This is a genomic window from Iodobacter ciconiae, assembly GCF_003952345.1.
GTDB lineage: Bacteria > Pseudomonadota > Gammaproteobacteria > Burkholderiales > Chitinibacteraceae > Iodobacter > Iodobacter ciconiae.
Genome location: NZ_CP034433.1, coordinates 2,495,015 through 2,513,279 on the forward strand (window position 1 = coordinate 2,495,015; position 18,265 = coordinate 2,513,279).

15 protein-coding genes are annotated in these 18,265 nt (G+C 50.8%); 11 read left to right on the forward strand and 4 right to left on the reverse strand.

Features of this window, described 5'->3' with window-relative positions; genetic code table 11:
• Positions 1 to 37: 37 nt before the first annotated feature.
• From topA to EJO50_RS10780, 4 genes are all read right to left on the reverse strand, one after another.
• The gene (topA, locus tag EJO50_RS10765) at positions 38 to 2,344 is read right to left on the reverse strand and encodes a type I DNA topoisomerase (protein ID WP_125974062.1); all 2,307 of its coding nucleotides are present in this window, start codon (positions 2,342 to 2,344) and stop codon (positions 38 to 40) included.
• A gap of 251 nt (positions 2,345 to 2,595) precedes the next feature.
• Positions 2,596 to 3,672 carry a DNA-processing protein DprA gene (gene dprA / locus EJO50_RS10770; RefSeq protein WP_125974064.1) on the reverse strand — a complete coding sequence of 359 codons (1,077 nt, stop codon included), beginning with the start codon at positions 3,670 to 3,672 and terminating at the stop codon, positions 2,596 to 2,598.
• Positions 3,672 to 4,154 carry a hypothetical protein gene (locus EJO50_RS10775; RefSeq protein WP_125974066.1) on the reverse strand — a complete coding sequence of 161 codons (483 nt, stop codon included), beginning with the start codon at positions 4,152 to 4,154 and terminating at the stop codon, positions 3,672 to 3,674. Before EJO50_RS10775 ends, dprA begins: the two co-directional genes overlap by 1 nt.
• Complete coding sequence (locus EJO50_RS10780; protein ID WP_125974069.1) at positions 4,114 to 4,731, reverse strand: LysM peptidoglycan-binding domain-containing protein; 618 nt, start codon at positions 4,729 to 4,731, stop codon at positions 4,114 to 4,116. Before EJO50_RS10780 ends, EJO50_RS10775 begins: the two co-directional genes overlap by 41 nt.
• A gap of 148 nt (positions 4,732 to 4,879) precedes the next feature.
• Between EJO50_RS10780 and def the strand changes: the two genes are divergently transcribed.
• From def to EJO50_RS10835, 11 genes are all read left to right on the forward strand, one after another.
• Complete coding sequence (gene def / locus EJO50_RS10785; protein ID WP_125974071.1) at positions 4,880 to 5,383, forward strand: peptide deformylase; 504 nt, start codon at positions 4,880 to 4,882, stop codon at positions 5,381 to 5,383.
• An 87-nt stretch (positions 5,384 to 5,470) separates the two neighbouring features.
• The gene (gene fmt, locus EJO50_RS10790) at positions 5,471 to 6,397 is read left to right on the forward strand and encodes a methionyl-tRNA formyltransferase (protein WP_125974073.1); all 927 of its coding nucleotides are present in this window, start codon (positions 5,471 to 5,473) and stop codon (positions 6,395 to 6,397) included.
• 142 nt (positions 6,398 to 6,539) lie between these two features.
• The gene (gene htpX, locus EJO50_RS10795; protein WP_125974075.1) at positions 6,540 to 7,385 is read left to right on the forward strand and encodes a zinc metalloprotease HtpX; all 846 of its coding nucleotides are present in this window, start codon (positions 6,540 to 6,542) and stop codon (positions 7,383 to 7,385) included.
• A gap of 114 nt (positions 7,386 to 7,499) precedes the next feature.
• Entirely contained in the window at positions 7,500 to 8,774 is a 1,275-nt protein-coding gene (gene rsmB, locus EJO50_RS10800) for a 16S rRNA (cytosine(967)-C(5))-methyltransferase RsmB (RefSeq protein ID WP_125974077.1), read from the forward strand.
• A gap of 39 nt (positions 8,775 to 8,813) precedes the next feature.
• Positions 8,814 to 9,437, forward strand: a complete 624-nt coding sequence (locus tag EJO50_RS10805) for a DUF4390 domain-containing protein (RefSeq protein ID WP_164521491.1) — start codon at positions 8,814 to 8,816, stop codon at positions 9,435 to 9,437.
• Positions 9,430 to 11,568 carry a sensor histidine kinase gene (locus tag EJO50_RS10810; RefSeq protein ID WP_125974081.1) on the forward strand — a complete coding sequence of 713 codons (2,139 nt, stop codon included), beginning with the start codon at positions 9,430 to 9,432 and terminating at the stop codon, positions 11,566 to 11,568. Before EJO50_RS10805 ends, EJO50_RS10810 begins: the two co-directional genes overlap by 8 nt.
• Positions 11,561 to 12,862, forward strand: coding sequence for a sigma-54-dependent transcriptional regulator (locus EJO50_RS10815; protein WP_125974083.1), 1,302 nt, complete (start codon positions 11,561 to 11,563; stop codon positions 12,860 to 12,862). The genes EJO50_RS10810 and EJO50_RS10815 overlap by 8 nt, the downstream gene beginning before the upstream one ends.
• A complete protein-coding gene (locus EJO50_RS10820) occupies positions 12,862 to 13,866 on the forward strand; it encodes a tetratricopeptide repeat protein (protein WP_125974085.1) in 1,005 nt (334 codons plus the stop codon). Before EJO50_RS10815 ends, EJO50_RS10820 begins: the two co-directional genes overlap by 1 nt.
• Positions 13,867 to 14,141: 275 nt before the next feature.
• Positions 14,142 to 15,518, forward strand: coding sequence for a Trk system potassium transporter TrkA (gene trkA, locus EJO50_RS10825; protein ID WP_125974087.1), 1,377 nt, complete (start codon positions 14,142 to 14,144; stop codon positions 15,516 to 15,518).
• Positions 15,518 to 16,987, forward strand: coding sequence for a TrkH family potassium uptake protein (locus EJO50_RS10830; RefSeq protein WP_125974089.1), 1,470 nt, complete (start codon positions 15,518 to 15,520; stop codon positions 16,985 to 16,987). Before trkA ends, EJO50_RS10830 begins: the two co-directional genes overlap by 1 nt.
• 618 nt (positions 16,988 to 17,605) lie before the next feature.
• Entirely contained in the window at positions 17,606 to 18,238 is a 633-nt protein-coding gene (locus tag EJO50_RS10835; protein WP_125974091.1) for a LysE family translocator, read from the forward strand.
• Positions 18,239 to 18,265 lie beyond the last annotated feature (27 nt).

The following is an 18,265-nucleotide window of genomic DNA, read 5'->3' on the forward strand; positions in this document are numbered from 1 at the left end:
GGTATTACGGGTGAGCATCAGGCTCACCCGTAATACCTTACTCAGCCTCGGCTTTTTCAGCTTTGGGCGCAGGGCCTTCAATCACTTCAACATAGCCACATTCTTTTTGCGGACACACTTTCTCCGTGCCACGGCGCTTGGTCACTTTGATTGTCATCACCGGCCATTTGCACTGCGGGCAACACTCGGCAACCGGCGGATTCCAAGTAGCATATTTGCAATCCGGGTAAGTATTGCACGAATAAAAGAGCTTGCCGTAGCGGCTTTTTCTTTCGATCAGGCTGCCTTTTTTGCATTCAGGACACTCAACACCGGTATCACGCGGCTTTTCGAGTGGCTCGATATGCTTACATTTCGGGTAGGCCGAGCAACCAATAAACTTACCGTAACGCCCCACCTTGATATGCAATACCGATTCACACTTCGGGCAGGTTCGATCAGGCACAACTTCCGGCTCGGTAGGCGCAGTATCGGCGTCATCCCCCAGATTGCGGGTGTAATCGCATTCCGGATAAGTGGTGCAGCCAATAAAGCGGCCCCGTTTACCTAAGCGGATCGCAAGCTTTGCCACACCACATTTCGGACAATCTTCGTCCATTTCTTCCTGGGTGACTTCTTTACGCGATAAGCCGGCTTTTTCTTCACATTGCTTATGAAAGCCTTTCCAGAAATCTGCCAGCACCGGAATCCAATCACGCTTACCGGTAGAAATCTCGTCAAGCTTATCTTCCAGCTTGGCGGTAAAGTTGTAATCCACGTACTGGGTAAAATGCTCAGTCAGAAATTTATTGACCACTTCGCCGGTATCGGTCGGGGTAAAACGCTTTTTATCGAGGATCACATACTCGCGATCTTTGAGCGTTTTAATCGTCGATGCATAGGTAGACGGGCGGCCAATACCAAACTCTTCCAGCGATTTAACCAAAGATGCTTCAGTAAAGCGCGGCGGCGGCTGGGTAAAGTGCTGCTCGCCGGAAAGCTTGTCTACCGGCAACTTATCGCCAACATTGAGCACAGGCAGACGTGCTTCGTCTTCTTCCTCTTCATCATCGGTATCTTCCTGGTAAACGGCAATAAAGCCGGGGAACACCAGGGTTTGGCCGGTAGCGCGGAAAATCGCATCCGGGCCAACAGCAATATCAACCGCAACGGTATCAAATTTAGCTGCAGCAATCTGGCTGGCGAGAGTGCGCTTCCAAATCATTTGATAAAGTTTGAACTGATCAGCCGTTAAATAGGCTTTTACCGCATCCGGTGAGCGATAAATCGAAGTCGGACGAATCGCTTCGTGCGCTTCCTGAGCATTTTTGGCTTTATTTTTGAAAATAACCGGTGAACCCGGCAGGTATTCTTTCTCGAATTTTTCGCCAATGTACGCGCGGATTTCATCCAGCGCATCATTAGCTAAAGCCACCGAGTCAGTACGCATATAGGTAATCAAACCGACGGTTTCGCCGCCGATGCTCATCCCTTCATACAGCTGCTGAGCCGTGCGCATGGCGCGGTCAGTGGTCATTCCCAGCTTACGAACCGCTTCCTGTTGCAAGGTAGAGGTTGTAAAGGGAGCGGCTGCACTACGCGATTTCTTTTTCTTGTCTACCGATTGAATCTCGGCACTCTGGCCGCTAAGCGCATCAAGAATGCGCTCCTGCGTACCGGCATCCGGAATATCGAATTGCTCTAGTTTCTTACCCTGCCACTGAGTAAGCTTTGCACCAAACTTGCTGCGGCCTTGATGGGTATCGAGGTGAACTGACCAGTATTCTTGCGAGTTAAACGCACGAATCTCAATCTCACGCTCACAAATCAAACGCAGTGCGGGGCTTTGCACGCGGCCAGCCGATAGGCCGGAGCGCACCTTACGCCAAAGCAGTGGTGACAGATTAAAGCCAACCAGATAATCCAGCGCACTGCGTGCCTGCTGGGCATTCACCAGATCGCTATCAATATCCCGCGGGTTTGCCACGGCATTAAGCACGGCAGTTTCGGTAATTTCATGGAACACCACGCGCTTAAAAGTGCGACTCGCCGTCAGCAACTTTTTAGAACGTAAAATTTCCATGATATGCCAGGAAATTGCTTCACCTTCGCGGTCCGGGTCAGTTGCCAGAAAGATATTAGTAGCGTCTTTCACAGCAGCCACCAGTGCATCGACGTGTTTTTTATTTCGCTCGATGACCTGATACTTCATTTTAAAGTCATTCTCGGTGTCTACCGAGCCATCCTTTCTGACCAAACCACGGACGTGACCATAGGAAGCAAGGATCTGGAAATCCTTACCAAGATATTTAAGCAGCGTTTTCGCCTTGGATGGCGATTCGACAATCAATAGATTTGCGGGCATGGGTCCCCGGCACGTTTATTTATAAAATTAAGGGACTGACTCAACAGCAGGCGGATTATTCGTAAATGGCAGCAACCTCTTGTTTTACAAAAGAATGTCTGACAAAAACAAAGCACCTTCCTTACTACTGGCAGCGCATCTCACAACATTTTGCATACATATCCGAAGCAATCAGCTCTATGGATATAGCAGGAAATCGGGAGGAACAAGCAAGCATCCTAAAAGGGGCTCGGCAAATACTTACGCCCTACTCAGGCAATCCGCTGATAGCGACTACCGGGCAGGGCGACAATGCAACCTTCAAGCTCCAAGGTCAACAGCATCGCGGATAGCCTGTCTGTCGTCAAGCCGCTACGTTGTGACAATGTTTCAATATCGACGGGATCAAAACCCATATCTTGTAAAAACGGGCTGCTTTTTGATGCCTTTTGCTTGCCTGATACTTGCACGGAACTCGTCCAGGCAAGCTCGGATAATACATCATCAGCTGACTCAACCAGCTTGGCTCCCTGCTTGATCAGCTGATGGCAACCACGGGCCTGTGGTGAGTGAATGGAGCCGGGAATAGCAAAAACTTCCCTTCCTATATCTGCGGCCTGTTTCGCAGTTATCAAGGAGCCGCTCCCCACCGTGGCTTCCACCACCAGGCAGCCCAGGCCCAAAGCCGCAATCATCCGGTTGCGTCGAGGAAAATGCTCTGCTTTGGGAGGACTGCCTAAGGCTAACTCGGAAAAAATAACACCATCACAAGCAATCTGGTGTGCCAATTCACGATTACTTGCCGGATAGACCCGATCAAGACCCGTGCCTACAACGGCAATCGTTGATGCAGCCGCAGCAAGTGCACCCTGATGCGCTGCAGCATCAATCCCAGCAGCAAGGCCACTCACAACGGTAAGCCCCGCCCCGCTAAAGCATTGTGCAAATTCCCTTGCATTATCCAGCCCCTGAGGAGTGGCGCTACGGCTGCCCACAATGGCAAGTGCAGGCGCGGATAACAGATCTGCACGCCCTTTTACATACAAAAGTGCCGGCGCATCGGGCAAATCCAAAAGACTGGCCGGATAATCAGTGTCGCCAAGGCACAGAAGACGATTACCTTCTTCTGCCTGCCAGGCCAGTGTTTGCTGAACTGTTTCTTCAATATCAGCTACGGCCAGCCAGGCTTTTAAGGTGGACGGGCTCAGTACTTCAGCCAGCTCATCCGGATGGGCTGCCAGCGCCGCTTCGGGCGTTTTAAAGCGGGTCAAAAGAGCAATCTGCTTTCTTGGCCCCACTTTGACAACGGTGGTGAAGCGCAGCCAAAGCCGCACTTCATCCTCGCTCATCAAGGCGCTTTCACCTCGTCGCCCACGTTCACCGCTCGGAGGCTATCTAGCACCAAGCCATAGGAAAACATAGGGAACACGCGGTAAATAAACAAATTACCGTTTTTTTCTATCGGAGTGTAACGATTAGGCTCGTTACGATTTTCCTTACGAATCAGGCGGCCAGCCTTGTAGTTAAACAACACACTGCCCACATCAATGCCATGATCAGAACCGCGGTTAATCACCACCGTTGTCAAAGGGCCAGCCTCGGCGACACCACCATAGGATGAAATCACACGGCCACTGACTGGTGTTTCAGGTACATGCGGCACAAAATTCATGAAAGGTGCGTCGTTAGCGCGGATCAGACGGCTACCCACCAGAATTTCTTCTTTTGAAGAAACCAGGCTCAGTGTTGCAACATCACCGGCTACGTCTAAGCGGGCATCACCCAGATACTCAACCTGGTGGCCAATAACCCGTTTTTTTTTCAGGATCATCCGGATCAATCAGATTTTTACCATCACGGAAAACCTGCCAGTTATCCCCAACCTCCCCCGTCAGACCTACCGCATAAACCTTATCACCACTGGCAAAAATCACACGTTCATCCGGGCCGGCAGCAATCCGGGGAGCAGCTGCAAAGGTTTCGTTGTCAAGAACCAGAGGTTTGTCCAGAAAAGGAGCAATCGCTGATAAAGGGATGCTGGGTGTTGCACCATCAGCTAAAGATGTCGAACGGATACGCGGCGAAACCTTACCGGAAGCCGATACAGATTCAGGCGATTTTTCGTTTTTAAGCAAGCGCAGACGCGGCTTGCCGCTACTTTTATCCAGCAGAACCACATCTCCCGGATAAATCCAGTGTGGATTTTTGATATCTGTTTTATTAAGCTGCCAGATTTCCGGCCAGCGCCAGGGTTGTTTCAAAAAATGACCTGAAATACCCCAGAGGGTATCGCCTTTTACCACCACATAACGATCAGGCGCGTTATCCTGCATGGCAAGAGTATCTGCAACTGCAGATCCAGATAAAAGTACGCCTACCCAAAGTAGCGATATAATTGTTTTTCGCATGATGGCGATTTCTCTCCGCCGAAAAAGATGTTAGCCGAGTGCTTACATCAGTTTTTCGGAACATGTTTGTTTAATTACTGCCTATTTTACAGCTACATGCAAGAAATTTGCTTGTAGCAATCAACGCCCTTACTTGCACAGACTAACTATGGCCATTCTAAATATTTTGCACTACCCCGACGACAGGCTGTACACCGTTGCCAAGCCTGTTACTGTATTCGATGATCGCTTACAGCAGCTAGTTTGCGACATGAGTGAAACCATGTATGCAGCTCCGGGCATCGGCTTGGCTGCCACACAGGTGAACATTCACCAGCGCATTGTTGTGATCGATATCTCTGAAGAGAAAAATAGCCTAATAGCACTGATTAATCCTGAAATCACAATGATGGATGGAAAAACCATGTGGGAAGAAGGCTGCCTCTCTGTTCCGGGTATCTATGAAGAAGTGGAGCGCGCCGAACGGGTTAGTATCCGTGCCTTTGATAGCAAAGGCCAGGCCTTTGAGCTGGCAGCCGACGGTTTACTTGCCATCTGCATTCAGCATGAATTAGATCATCTGGATGGTAAAGTTTTTGTAGAAAAACTCTCCAAGCTAAAACTGAGCCGCATCGTACAAAAACTGAAAAAAAATCAGCGCAAAACCATGTAATTCATCGCCGCTAGCCAGCTTGATATACGGTATTTTTACCAAAAAAATATCAAGCTGGTTTGCAGCCCACAGTGGCTTATACAAAAAATGAAAATAATCTTTGCCGGTACGCCGGATTTTGCTGCTTGTGCTCTGCAAGCACTGATTGCGGCAGGGCATGAAATTGCTCTGGTCCTAACACAGCCTGACCGGCCTGCAGGACGCGGAATGAAGCTCACAGCATCCCCGGTCAAAGTGCTGGCAGAGCAGCATGGAATCAGCGTATATCAACCAGAAAAACTGCGCACACCAGAGCAGCAGGCCCCTCTGGCTGTAATAAATGCCGACATCATGATTGTTGCTGCGTATGGCATTATTTTGCCGCAGACAGTGCTTGATCTGCCCAAGCTGGGCTGCCTGAATATTCATGGCTCGCTCCTGCCCCGCTGGCGCGGCGCTGCCCCTATTCATCGTGCCATTTTGGCCGGAGACACCGAGACAGGCATTACCATTATGCAAATGGATGCGGGCCTGGATACGGGTGATATGTTGTCCATCCACCACACCGCAATCGAGGCGGGCGATACCACGGCAAGCCTGCACGACAAACTGGCAGCCCAGGGCGCAAAAGCCCTTGTTGAAGCCCTGGAAGATTTACCCGTGCTCCAGCAAAGACGCCAGATGCAGCCCGAGGCTGGTGTCACCTACGCTGACAAGCTAAAGAGAGAAGAATCACAAATTGACTGGCACAAATCAGCGATCGAGCTTGACCGGATGATCCGTGCGTTCAACCCCTTTCCTTCGGCTCAGACTCTGCTCGAAGGGCAGGCGCTGAAAATATGGCAAGCCACTGTTTGCCCGCAAAACGGCCCCCCCGGAACAGTACTTGCCGCAGATAAAGATGGGCTGCTGGTAGCCTGCGGCAAAGGATCGCTCCGTATTACCGAGCTGCAAAAAGCAGGCAGCAAGCGTGTTGCAGCCGCAGCGTTTTTAGCGGGAAACGAGATTCAACCCGGGCTTCAGCTGGGAAAATAAGCTGCAGTGTGTTTTCTGCTTAAAGCCCCCTTCAAGTACCTACTTGCACTGCTGGTGCATCGGGTTAGCAGGCATAGAGATTGAATTTTTCTGAAGCACCAGCATCTGATTAACATCAGATCTGTTTTTACTGGGTAGGAAAATGAATAACTGGCTAAAAACGAGCATTCTTATGGCGGGCATTATTGCCCTCTTTGCCATGATAGGCGCAATGCTTGGCGGCATGAGCGGTATGCTGCTGGCGCTGCTTTTGGGTGGCGGGATGAATATCTGGGCCTACTGGAACTCCGACAAGATGGTGTTGCGCATGTACAACGCTCACCCTGTTGATGCCCACAGCGCCCCCGAACTTTACGCAATGGTGGAAGAGTTATCCAGAAATGCCGGTCTGCCCATGCCCAAAGTGTATGTGATCGACGAAGAGCAGCCCAATGCCTTTGCCACAGGCCGTAACCCGGAGAACGCTGCCGTTGCCGCCACCACCGGTATTATGCGTGTACTCTCTTACCGTGAATTACGCGGAGTAATGGCCCATGAGCTGGCCCATGTTCAGCACCGGGATATTTTAATTTCGACCATCTCGGCAACGATGGCGGGGGCAATTTCTGCACTGGCCAACTTTGCCATGCTTTTTGGGGGGCGTAATGAAAATGGCCGCTCAATGAACCCGATTGTAAGCATTGTTTTAGCAATTTTGGCACCAATTGCGGCATCACTAATTCAAATGGCTATTTCCCGTGCCCGGGAATATGAAGCAGATGCAGGTGGTGCGCGTATTTCGGGCGACCCGCTGGCATTAGCAGATGCCTTACAAAAAATCGAGTCTTATGCACGCGGCATTCCCATGCAAGCTGCGGACGCCCACCCGGAAACCGCGCAAATGATGATTATCAACCCGCTTACTGGCGGAGGATTATCAAATTTATTTCGCACTCACCCGCAAACAGCCGAGCGTGTCGCAAGATTGCACGCTATTGCACGCAGTTAATTGCATTAAACCGCACAGACTCAACGGTTAATAAATTCAGGCAGACGGTAAGCCTTGCTGCCTTGTAGAATTCCGGTTTTGAGCTGGCGGCCATTTCACCAGAAAGAGAACATTTTGCTTGCTACCCAAAAATTTGCCAGCCGTATTGTGGCCTGTGTCCTTGCCGGTCAAAACCTGACTGAAGCCTTAAATAAAGTCTGGCGGGAAGATCCCAGCCTGCTGCCACGCCAGAAAGGTGCTATCCAGGATGTAAGCTATGGCACTTTACGCCAGCTTGGCTTAATCGAAAGCATCCTGAAACAGCTCCTGCAAAAGCCATTGCATGAACCGGAGCTTAAAGCATTATTGCTGGTTGCCGTTTATCAGCTGCAATTTAGCCGCTCTGCCCCGCACGCCATTGTGGATCATGCCGTTAAAGTGGCAATGCAAACAGGCGCAGGCCACGGCAAGGGGCTGGTTAATGGTGTATTGCGTAATTTTCTGCGCCAGAAAGATGATCTTTTCAAAATGTCGCAAAACAGTGAATACGGCCAATACTCGCATCCTGCCTGGTGGATTTCGGCGATGCGCAAAACCTACCCCAGACAATGGCGTAATATTTTGCTGGCCAATAACCAGCATCCGCCAATGACTCTCCGGGTTAATCTGAACAAAACCAGTTGCGATGCCTACATCGCCCTGCTGGCTCTTGATGAAATCGCAGCCAGCTCAAGCGATGGCTTATCCATTCAGCTGCTGCATCCTGTAGGTGTTGATCGTTTGCCACACTTTTTTGATGGCTGGGTATCAGTACAGGATCTGGGCGCGCAATATGCAGCAAGGATTTTAGATGTGGCCGACGGCCAGCGTGTACTGGATTCCTGCGCGGCTCCCGGTGGAAAAAGCGGCCATATTTTGGAGCTGGCAAATGTCAGTTTAACGGCAATCGATAACGATGCCGCCCGCCTTCGCCGTGTACAAGAAAACATAGACCGGCTGGGCCAGACCGCCACCTTACAGCTAGGCGACGCCAGCCAGCCGGACTCTTGGTGGGATGGGCAGCAATTTGACCGTGTCCTTGCCGATGTGCCTTGCTCGGCCACCGGAGTAGTGCGCCGCCACCCCGATATCAAATGGCTGCGCCGCCCTGAAGATTTTGCCGGCTTTGCACGCCAGCAGGCTCAAATGCTTGATGCGCTCTGGCCACTCGTAGCGCCGGGCGGCAAACTCCTGTACGCTACCTGCTCTGTTTTTGCGGCGGAAAATACCGAGGCAGCAAACGCATTTGTCGCTCGCCATGCCAACGCAGAACGATTGCCTTTACCCGATTTTATTCCCGCAGATGGTCAACTACTGCCAACACCGGAACATGATGGCTTTTTCTACGCCCTTTTTGCCAAAACGGCATAATCGCCGCAAATTGCGGATATCTTCATGCTAAGACCCGGCATGACGCCCTGCCGTGCACAAAGCCAGCCTCGTCTTTTCAAGCTGGCTTTGTTTTGCATAAGCTGCCTGCTCTGCGCGTGGGTCTGGGCTGATGCTGGAGACATCAAAGTACAAAAAGCAGAAGCGAGCTTTGCTGATAACCGGATTGAAATTGCCGCCCGGTTCGATATCTCGCTTTCTAATGATTTACAAGAAGCACTCAAAAACGGACTGTCACTGGCCTTTGTCTACGAATTCCAGCTGACCCGCCCCCGGATGTACTCATGGTATCGCCAGATCTCCGACGGCTTTGGCCCCAATGCAATGCTAAGCTACCAGCTATCCTATCATTCGCTATCAAGGCAATACCGCCTGCACATTGGCAGCTTTTACCGCAACTTTAGCAATGTGAATGACGCACTGGCAGCACTAGGTATTGTGAGAAACTGGGGAATACTGAGCGACAGCAATATCGCCCGCGACCGCAATCCTGATTTTGCAGGCAAAGTACGTTTAAAACTTGATCGCTCACGCCTGCCAAAAACCTATCAGCTCACCGCCTTTGGTCACGAAGAGTGGCAATTAGAATCACCCTGGGTTGATCTGGTCAAGGTACGCACCGAAGACGCCGTCAGTAATGAGTAAACCTAAGCTGCTGCTACTCGCCTCACTGGGCGCTATTCTGATTTTTTTACTAGCAACTGCCAGTGGCAATACCTCGGCCTTTGCCGAGTATTACGGCTTACTGCTGATCCTTAATTTATTGCTGCTCGGCGGCCTGCTGGTTTTAGTCAGTATTCGCTTAGTCAGCCTCGTTAAAAAAGTCCAGGCCAAAGTCTTTGGCTCACGGCTCACCCTCAGAATGGTATTGATGTTTGCCCTTGTTGCCGTCCTGCCCGGCACGCTGGTTTACACCCTATCGGTGCAGTTTTTAAACCGCAGCATTGAAAACTGGTTTGACGTTCGTGTCGATCACGCTTTGGATCGCGGTCTTAATCTGGGGCATAACGCTATTGATTATCAGCTGAGTGATCTAACCAGAAAAGCGAACGTTATTGCACTTGATATCAGCGAAGACAACAGCTCGGGCATGCTGCTCAGGCTGGGGCGGCTACGCGAGCAAACCGGTGTGCAAGAATTATCACTTTTTAATGAATCAGGCCAGACAATAGCCCATCTTGGTGGCGAAAACGCCAGCCTTTTCCCTATCCAGCCAGACCGCACCCAGCTCCGCCAGGCCATGCGTGCCCCGTTTAAAATCATCGAGCCGCTTAATGATCAGGGGCTCACCATGCGTGTACTCGTGCCAGTGCGCGCCAGCAGCTTTGGTGAAAAAACACGCCTGTTACAATTGGTCCAACCCGTCCCCAGACAACTGGCCGCCGATGCGGAGCTAGTTGAAAAAGTACGCAACGATTACAAACAATTATCGCAATCAAGGCGGGGGCTCAAGCTTATTTACAGCCTTACGCTCACGCTGGCCCTGTTGATGGCTCTGCTGGGTGCGCTGGCCCTGGCAATTTACCTGTCAGATCGTTTAGCAGCCCCTCTCTCGGTGCTTGCAGAAGGTACCCGTGCAGTTGCTGCAGGCGATTACTCACAAATGCAGCCCGTGATCAGCAGAGACGAGCTGGGGATACTCACGCATTCGTTTAATCGCATGACAAGGCAGCTCTCGGAGGCACGCAGCACGCTGGAGATGCATCAGGCTGAACAAGCAGCAGGGCGTGCGCACCTGGGAGCCATTTTGGGTTCTCTCTCCGCAGGCGTATTATCTTTTGATAATGCATGGCATCTGCGCTCATCCAACCAGAGTGCCTTAAGAATACTGGGAATAGACCCGGAAAGAATTGGCCCGGAGCCCCTTACTAACTGGCATTTATTCTATCCGGCACTGACACCTTTTTGTGCTCAGATCGCAGATAGATTACTATCTGAGCAAGACCGTTGGCAGCATCAGTTAGAACTTGCCAACACTAAGCGCGTTTTGCACATCCGGGGTACACATTTACTGGATCCGCAAGATGGCAGCCACACCGGTTTTGTGGTGGTATTTGATGATGTCACCGATTTACTATCAGCCCAGCGCGATGCCGCATGGGGCGAGGTGGCAAGGCGTTTGGCTCATGAGATTAAAAATCCGCTCACTCCGATACAATTAGCGGCAGAGCGGATGGAGCATAAACTGGCTGACAAGCTGGACCCGGCCAGTGCCGAGCTACTTGCAAAAAACACACAGACCATCGTGCGTCAGGTAGGTGCATTAAAAGATATGGTTGACGCGTTCAGAGATTATGCGCGCCAGCCTAGCGGCAAGAAAAAACCGCTGGATTTACAGCAGTTACTCACTGAAATTTTAGTGCTGTATGAAGCCTCTCCACTGATTTTAAATCAGGTCAGTGAAGCGCCTTTAATCGTGCTTGGCGATGCCACTCAGCTGCGCCAGGTGATCCATAACCTCTTGCAAAATGCTCAGGATGCCATCACAGGGTCAGAAAATTCCGAAAGTCCCAAGCGAATTTACCTTAAGATGGAAAAAAACGAACGTTTTGCAAGCCTAACCGTTACAGACAGTGGCAGTGGATTTCCAAATGAACTTTTGCCTCGTATTTTTGAGCCTTATGTCACCACCAAAATCAAAGGGACAGGCTTAGGTTTAGCGATCGTAAAAAAAATAATCGAAGAACATCAGGGCCGAATACAGGCCGGCAACAGGGATGAAGGTGGCGCTTGGGTAAGAATCGAGCTGCCCCTCGCGGAGGAAGCAATTGGCTAGTCAGGATATTTTGATCGTCGACGATGAAGTCGGCATTCGCGAATTATTATCGGAAATTCTGCAAGATGAAGGCTATGGCATTGTGCTAGCCGAAAATGCGGAAACCGCCCGTAAAATCAGAAATCAAACCCAGCCACGTCTGGTGCTGCTTGATATCTGGATGCCGGACACCGATGGGATTACTCTGCTCAAAGAATGGTCGCGTAATGGTCAGCTCACCATGCCTGTGGTGATGATGTCCGGCCATGCCACCATTGATACCGCAGTGGAAGCCACTCGTATTGGTGCGCTTGATTTTCTTGAAAAGCCCATTGGTTTGCAAAAACTCCTGGCGACAGTAAAACGCGCCCTGTCGCTGCCAAGCGAAACGCTTGTACGTGCACCCACGCTGGAGCGCCTGGGGGCGGGTATTGCCATTCAGGAGCTGCAGTCCACTTTAAGTCCCTTACGGGGTAAACCTGGCCCGGTCTTACTGCTGGGACTGCCGGGAGTGGGGTTTGAGCACTGTGCACGCTTTTTAAATATGCCCAATGCGCCCTTTGTTTCACCACCGTCAAATGAAGATCTGGCTCAGGCACCGCAAGAGCTGCTCAATAAAGCCACCGGTGGTATTTTATTTCTGCGCGACTTAGCCTGGCTGGACCGCCGCGCTCAGCTTGGACTGAAAAGCGTTCTGCCCAAGCTGGAAAAACAGCGTGTACGCCTGGTTTGTGCATCCAGCAAACCATTGAGTGTTTTGGCAGGCCAGCTGGAACCCGAGCTTTTAAATTATATTTCCCAGCTCAGTATTGCGATTCCTTCATTGGCAGAGCACCGCGAAGATATTCCGCAGCTGGCTGAAAAACTCCTCGCCGATGCAATCAGCATGCATAAACTCGGCCCCCGCTACTTCAGCCCGCTGGCTCTGCAGCTTTTATCGCGGCAGATATGGGCCGGTAATCTGGACGAGCTGGCCAATGTTGTGAAAAGCGTTGCAATTACCAGCCGTGACGGAGAAATCGACAGTGCACCACTGGCGCGTCTTTTATCCCAATTTGCCCCCAATGGCAGTATCAGCACCGAAAGCCACAACCAGCATCTGTCCGGCCTGCCCAATATTGATCTAAGCCTGCCTCTGCGTGAAGCTCGCGATCAATTTGAAAAACTCTATATCGAACGGCAGATTGATCTGTCTAACGGCAATATGAGCCGTGTGGCAGAAAAAGTTGGTCTGGAGCGCACCCACCTTTACCGCAAACTCAAACAACTGGGTATCGCTGTACCTAAAAAGCAGCGAAGTACCGAGGAAGAGTAATGCAGGTAAGACCCAGAGCCCTTCCTGGCGATCTTGATCGCCTGATTGCCAGCGCTGATGAGATCCTTGCCACGCAGGCTAGTGAAAGCCTGCAGCTGGCAAGGCATGCGCTATTACAGTCGCAGGCAAGCGGCTATCGCAACGGGGAAACGCGGGCGGGCCTTGTGCTGGGGAAAGCACAGCTCAGGCTTGGCAAGCCGCAAGATGCACTTGCTACTTTCCGGCAAGCTTTAGGGCTAACCCAGGATTATTCACTCGAAAAAGCATTACTGTTTGAACAGATCGGGCGCAGCTATTTTGATCTTGGTGAAACAACGCAGGCCGCCTGCATCTGGGAAGAGTGCGCAGAACTTGCCAGCAAGAACAACAGCTTCACCCTGTTTATTCAGGCGCAGATCGGGCTGGGGCAGGTTCATTTTGGCTTTGAAGAATATACCGAAGCTCTGCAGTGCCACTACAAAGCATTTGATTTTTTGTACACCAGTAATGATCCGGTATTGCGCTGCCAGGTGTATATCAATATCGCCATTGATCTTTACAGTCTGGAGCGCCTAAATGAAGCAAAAACCATGCTGCAAAGAGCAAGAGACATCTCGCTGACAATTCGTCATTTAGAGCACGAAGCAGAGATTTATCGAATTAGTGGCTTACTGTATTTGAAGCAGGGCGATTTGAAAAATGCCAGGGCTCAGCTCAATAGTGCTTTAAAAATTTGCCTGTTGCAGGATAGTCCATGGCATAAAGCCAGCAGCTTACTAGGGTTAGGCCAATGCGATATGGCTGAGCAACTCTGGGAGAGCGCACGCGTTCAGCTCAATACAGCCTTAACTCTGGCTACCGGCTTACAAAACCCGCATTTATTCTGCCATATTCACCACGCCTTGCATCTTAGCTATATAAACTCTGAAAAAGACGTAGCAACGGCACACCATCTAGCCTACACCCTGCATAAAAACACACTGCAACGCCCCCAGCCCAGCCGCACAGATAAAGCGGCACTTTAAGCCGCCCTGCAAAAACCTCAAAATAAGTAAAACTACTCAATCAATCTCTTTTACTTGCTAAGATGCACATCATTTGCAACCGAGCATCGCTGGCAGTTTATGCATTAAACATAAACACTTAAAAAGTTACTTATATATAAGTATGTAAGCATCAAGAGAAACATTACCCTTCAAAACTTGATGTTTTTTAGCCGAATACATCAATGCTTGTATAAAATCCGCTCTCATTTACTGAAACTGATGCCTGCATTTGGCTCATCAGATGGAAAAACATTGTGTCTAATATTCTGATCCTTGGTGCCGGACGCGTAGGTGCATCCGTTGCTGAACAGCTTGTTCACGAGCGCTATAACGTCACGATAGTGGATGAAAACCCGGAAAGTTTAAAACCACTGGCAGACCGGCTGGACCTGCGCACCGTAGTAGGCCATGCGGCCAGCCCGGCGGTGCTTGCTGCTGCCGGTGCAGCAGATGCAGATCTTTTACTCGCAGTGACACAGCTGGATGAGCTCAATATGGTGGCGTGCAAAATTGCCTATGAGCTATTCAATATCCCGACCCGGCTGGCACGGATTCGTGACCCGGACTTGCTTGCCCATCCGGAATTATTTGCCGATGGCAACTTTGCAATCGATCATGTCATTACCCCGGCACAAATTGTTACCGATTATCTGGTCAGCCTGGTTGAAACACCGGAAGCCCTGCAGGTACTGGATTTTGCCGACGGCAAAGCCCAGCTGGTTGCCACAAGAGTTGAAGCAGGAGCCCATATGGATGGGCAGGATCTGGCCTCGCTCAACAGGCTGCTTCCCAATATAGACCGGCGGGTTGTTTCTATTTATCGCAAAGGTCACCGCATTCACCCTGATGGCAACACAACTTTACAAGTCGGGGACGAGGTTTTTTTTCTTGCCGCAACCGAGCATATCCGGGATGTTATCCAGGAAATGCGGGGCACGGAAACGCCCATCAAACGCATCACCCTTTCAGGAGGTGGCAATGTGGGATTCAGGCTAGCACGTGCTTTGGAAAAAAACTATCAGGTTAAAATTATTGAAGCCAACCGTGAACGCGCCAACTGGCTGGCCGAAGTCCTGCCCGACACGCTGGTACTTAAGGGGGACGCTACTGACGAAGCGCTACTGGAAAGCGAACAGATTGAGCGCTGCGATCTGTACTTTGCTCTGACCTCGGATGATGAAGACAACATCATGTCCAGCCTGTTAGCCAAGCAAATGGGTGCGCGCAAAACCATCGCCATTATCAACCGCTCGCGTTACGTGGATCTGCTGCAAGGTGGCAAGATTGACGTAGCCATCTCACCGGCTGTTGCCACCATTGGCTCTCTGCTGGCCCATGTAAGAAGCGGTGATGTCGTGGCTGTTCACAGCCTGCGCCGTGGCGCTGCCGAGGCCATGGAACTCATTGTGCATGGCACGCCCGCTACCTCGCGAGTAATTGGTAAAAAACTTGACGATATCAAACTGCCTTCGGGGGCAGACCTGGCGGCCATCGTTCGCGGGGAAAAAGTGCTGATTGCCCATGGAAGCACTATCATTGAAGCTGAAGATCATGTGATCCTCTTTGTTGATAACAAGGCTCATATCAGAGAAGTAGAAAAACTCTTTGCCGTTAAAATGGGGTTTTTCTAATGTCCCTCGCTCAACGCATCTTTCCTACGGTGAATATTCTGGCCCGGGTATCGGGCATATTTTCGCTCTGGATTTTGCTGCCCATTGCTGTGGCATGGTTTGGCAATGATAACGGTCTGTGGCCTTTTATTACCTCGCTGAGCAGCCTGCTGCTCTGCAGCGCGGCTTTGGCACTGCTCACCCGCGGCTATAAACGTGAAATGAAAGCACGGGATGGTTTTGTTCTGGTTGTAGGGCTATGGACGGTGCTGCCCGCCGTCTCTGCCCTGCCCCTGCTGCTCTATAACCCCAGCCTCACATTTACCCACGCCTATTTTGAGACCATGTCTGCCCTTACCACAACAGGGGCCACCGTGCTAACCGGCCTGGACCAGCTGCCGCCCTCGATTAATTTATGGCGGCATTTACTTAATTGGCTGGGTGGTATGGGGATTATCGTGTTAGCCGTCGCCATTTTACCCATGCTGGGTGTGGGCGGACTGCAGCTATTTAAGGCTGAAACGCCCGGGCCGATTAAAGATGCCAGGCTCACTCCGCGTATCAGAGAAACCGCCCGCAACTTATGGATTGTCTACGCAGGGCTCACGTTAGCCTGCGCTTTACTGCTTAAGTTTGCCGGAGGCATGAGCTGGCTGGATGCCGTTTGCCACGCATTTGCAGCAATGTGCCTGGGCGGTTTTTCCACTCATGATGCCAGCGTTGGTTTTTTTAATTCGCCCATCATCGAAGCCATCCTGATTGTATTTATGCTGCTGGCCGCCACCAACTTTGCCACGCACTATGTAGCACTAACAGGGCGCAAACTCTCTACCTACTTAAAGGACTCCGAATTCAAAGCCATGATTTTGCTGATTCTGATCAGCACACTTGGCTGTGCAGCCTATCTAGTCGCTCAAAATACCTATGGGGATTATCTGACTTCACTCAGGCATGTCGCCTTTAACCTGGTATCAATTGCTACCGATTCGGGCTTTGCCAGCGTGGATTTTGGCTCGTGGCCTATTTTTGTGCCGCTTCTCATGCTGTTCCTATCCTGTATTACCGCCTGCTCTGGCTCTACAGGCGGCGGCATTAAAATGATCCGGACGCTGATTATGATGCGCGAATCCAGCCGGCAAATGTCAAGCTTACTGCACCCCAATGCAGTGCATCCGCTACGAGTCAACGGCATGGCGATTCCGCACCAGATTATTTTTGCCGTCATGGGATTTATTTTTCTATACGCAATGAGTGTGTTTGTACTCACCTTTTTACTATTACTTTCTGGTCTGGACTTTCTCTCCAGCTTTACCGCCGTCATCGCCTGCATTAATAACGCAGGCCCCGGCCTTGGTGTTGTCGGCCCTGCATCCAACTATGGCGTACTAAGCAATATACAAATCTGGATTTGTAATTTCGCCATGCTGCTTGGGCGCTTGGAGGTCTTTTCGCTGCTAATTTTATTTACGCGTGTTTTCTGGAAATCCTAAGCAATATCAGGGAGTAAAACCCAAATCTACCAACTAAAGATCAAAAGCATTGCTGGCTTTTATAGGGTGTCCAAGCCGATTTTCTTGCGCATCACTTTCGCCCCATAACGACCTTATCGTTGAGCCCCCTATAACTCATGTGCAGGCGTTGCATCATTCGTAGGACAGGTGCTAAGCAAAGTCTAAAAGACCTTTTTAGTGCCTGCGGCACATTAATTTTGGAGCGGTAGCCACCGCGGGGGCCTTCCTTTCTTGAACGGCCAAGAAACGAAGCCAAAGAAGGCCGCCCCACGAAACACGAAGGCCCCTGCGCTGCGGACAATCGAGTCGGCGGCGGGCGGGATTGGCTCGCTGCCTCGCTCCCTTGCCGAAACCCCGCCCCGCTTGTTCCTCGCTACGGCGTGTTTCAAGGGGACTTTAAAAAGCCCCATGCAGAGCGCGCGGTCATTACATTTTTTCGCTGTTTGCTATGATGAAGCCAAATTGCTTAGCACCGATAACCACTCCCCCTCCCTACATACTCTGTTTTTCCCAAAGGTAATACGTCAATACAAGCGCAAATCTGAAGCTGTTAAACTGCGCGTCCTACCGCAGCACAACGATCAATAGAGCCTTAAAATGGATGTATTCATCACCGGTTTTTTACTTTCTATTTCACTTTGCCTGGATCTGGGCATCGTCAACGTCGCCCTGATCGATACCAGCCTGAAACACGGCCCCCGCCCCGCGCTGTGGATGGGCTTTGGCTCGTGTTTTGGTGATATGGTTTGGGCGATTGTTTCTCTTTTAGGCATGAGTGTCTTGCTGCAATTTACGGCAGTCAGGTGGATCACCTGGCTTGGTGGCGGTACAGTTTTACTTTATCTTGCGGTCAAAATGGCAAGGCAGGCCTGGCAAGACGCCCGGCAAGTAGAAAGTACCTCCATTCCTCATACGGGCCGCAGAGGGATGTTTAGCAAAGGCATGATGCTGGCTATGGCCTCGCCTTCATCCATTCTCTGGTTTGCCGCGGTAGGCGGCAGCCTGATCGCTCAGGCCACCGATGGCAGCCTGCTCTCTACAACGCGTTTTCTTAGCGGATTTTTTACCGGCGGCATGGCCTGGACTTTGCTGATGGTTTACAGCGCCACCCACGGGGCCAGGCTATTTGGTCAGCGTTTTACCCAAGGCTGCCTATTACTATCAGCCGTGCTTTATCTATGGTTTGCCGGTTTAGTGCTGGTAAATGGCTATCGAAATTTAATGATTTAAACTCCGAAATAACATAACTTTTAAAAA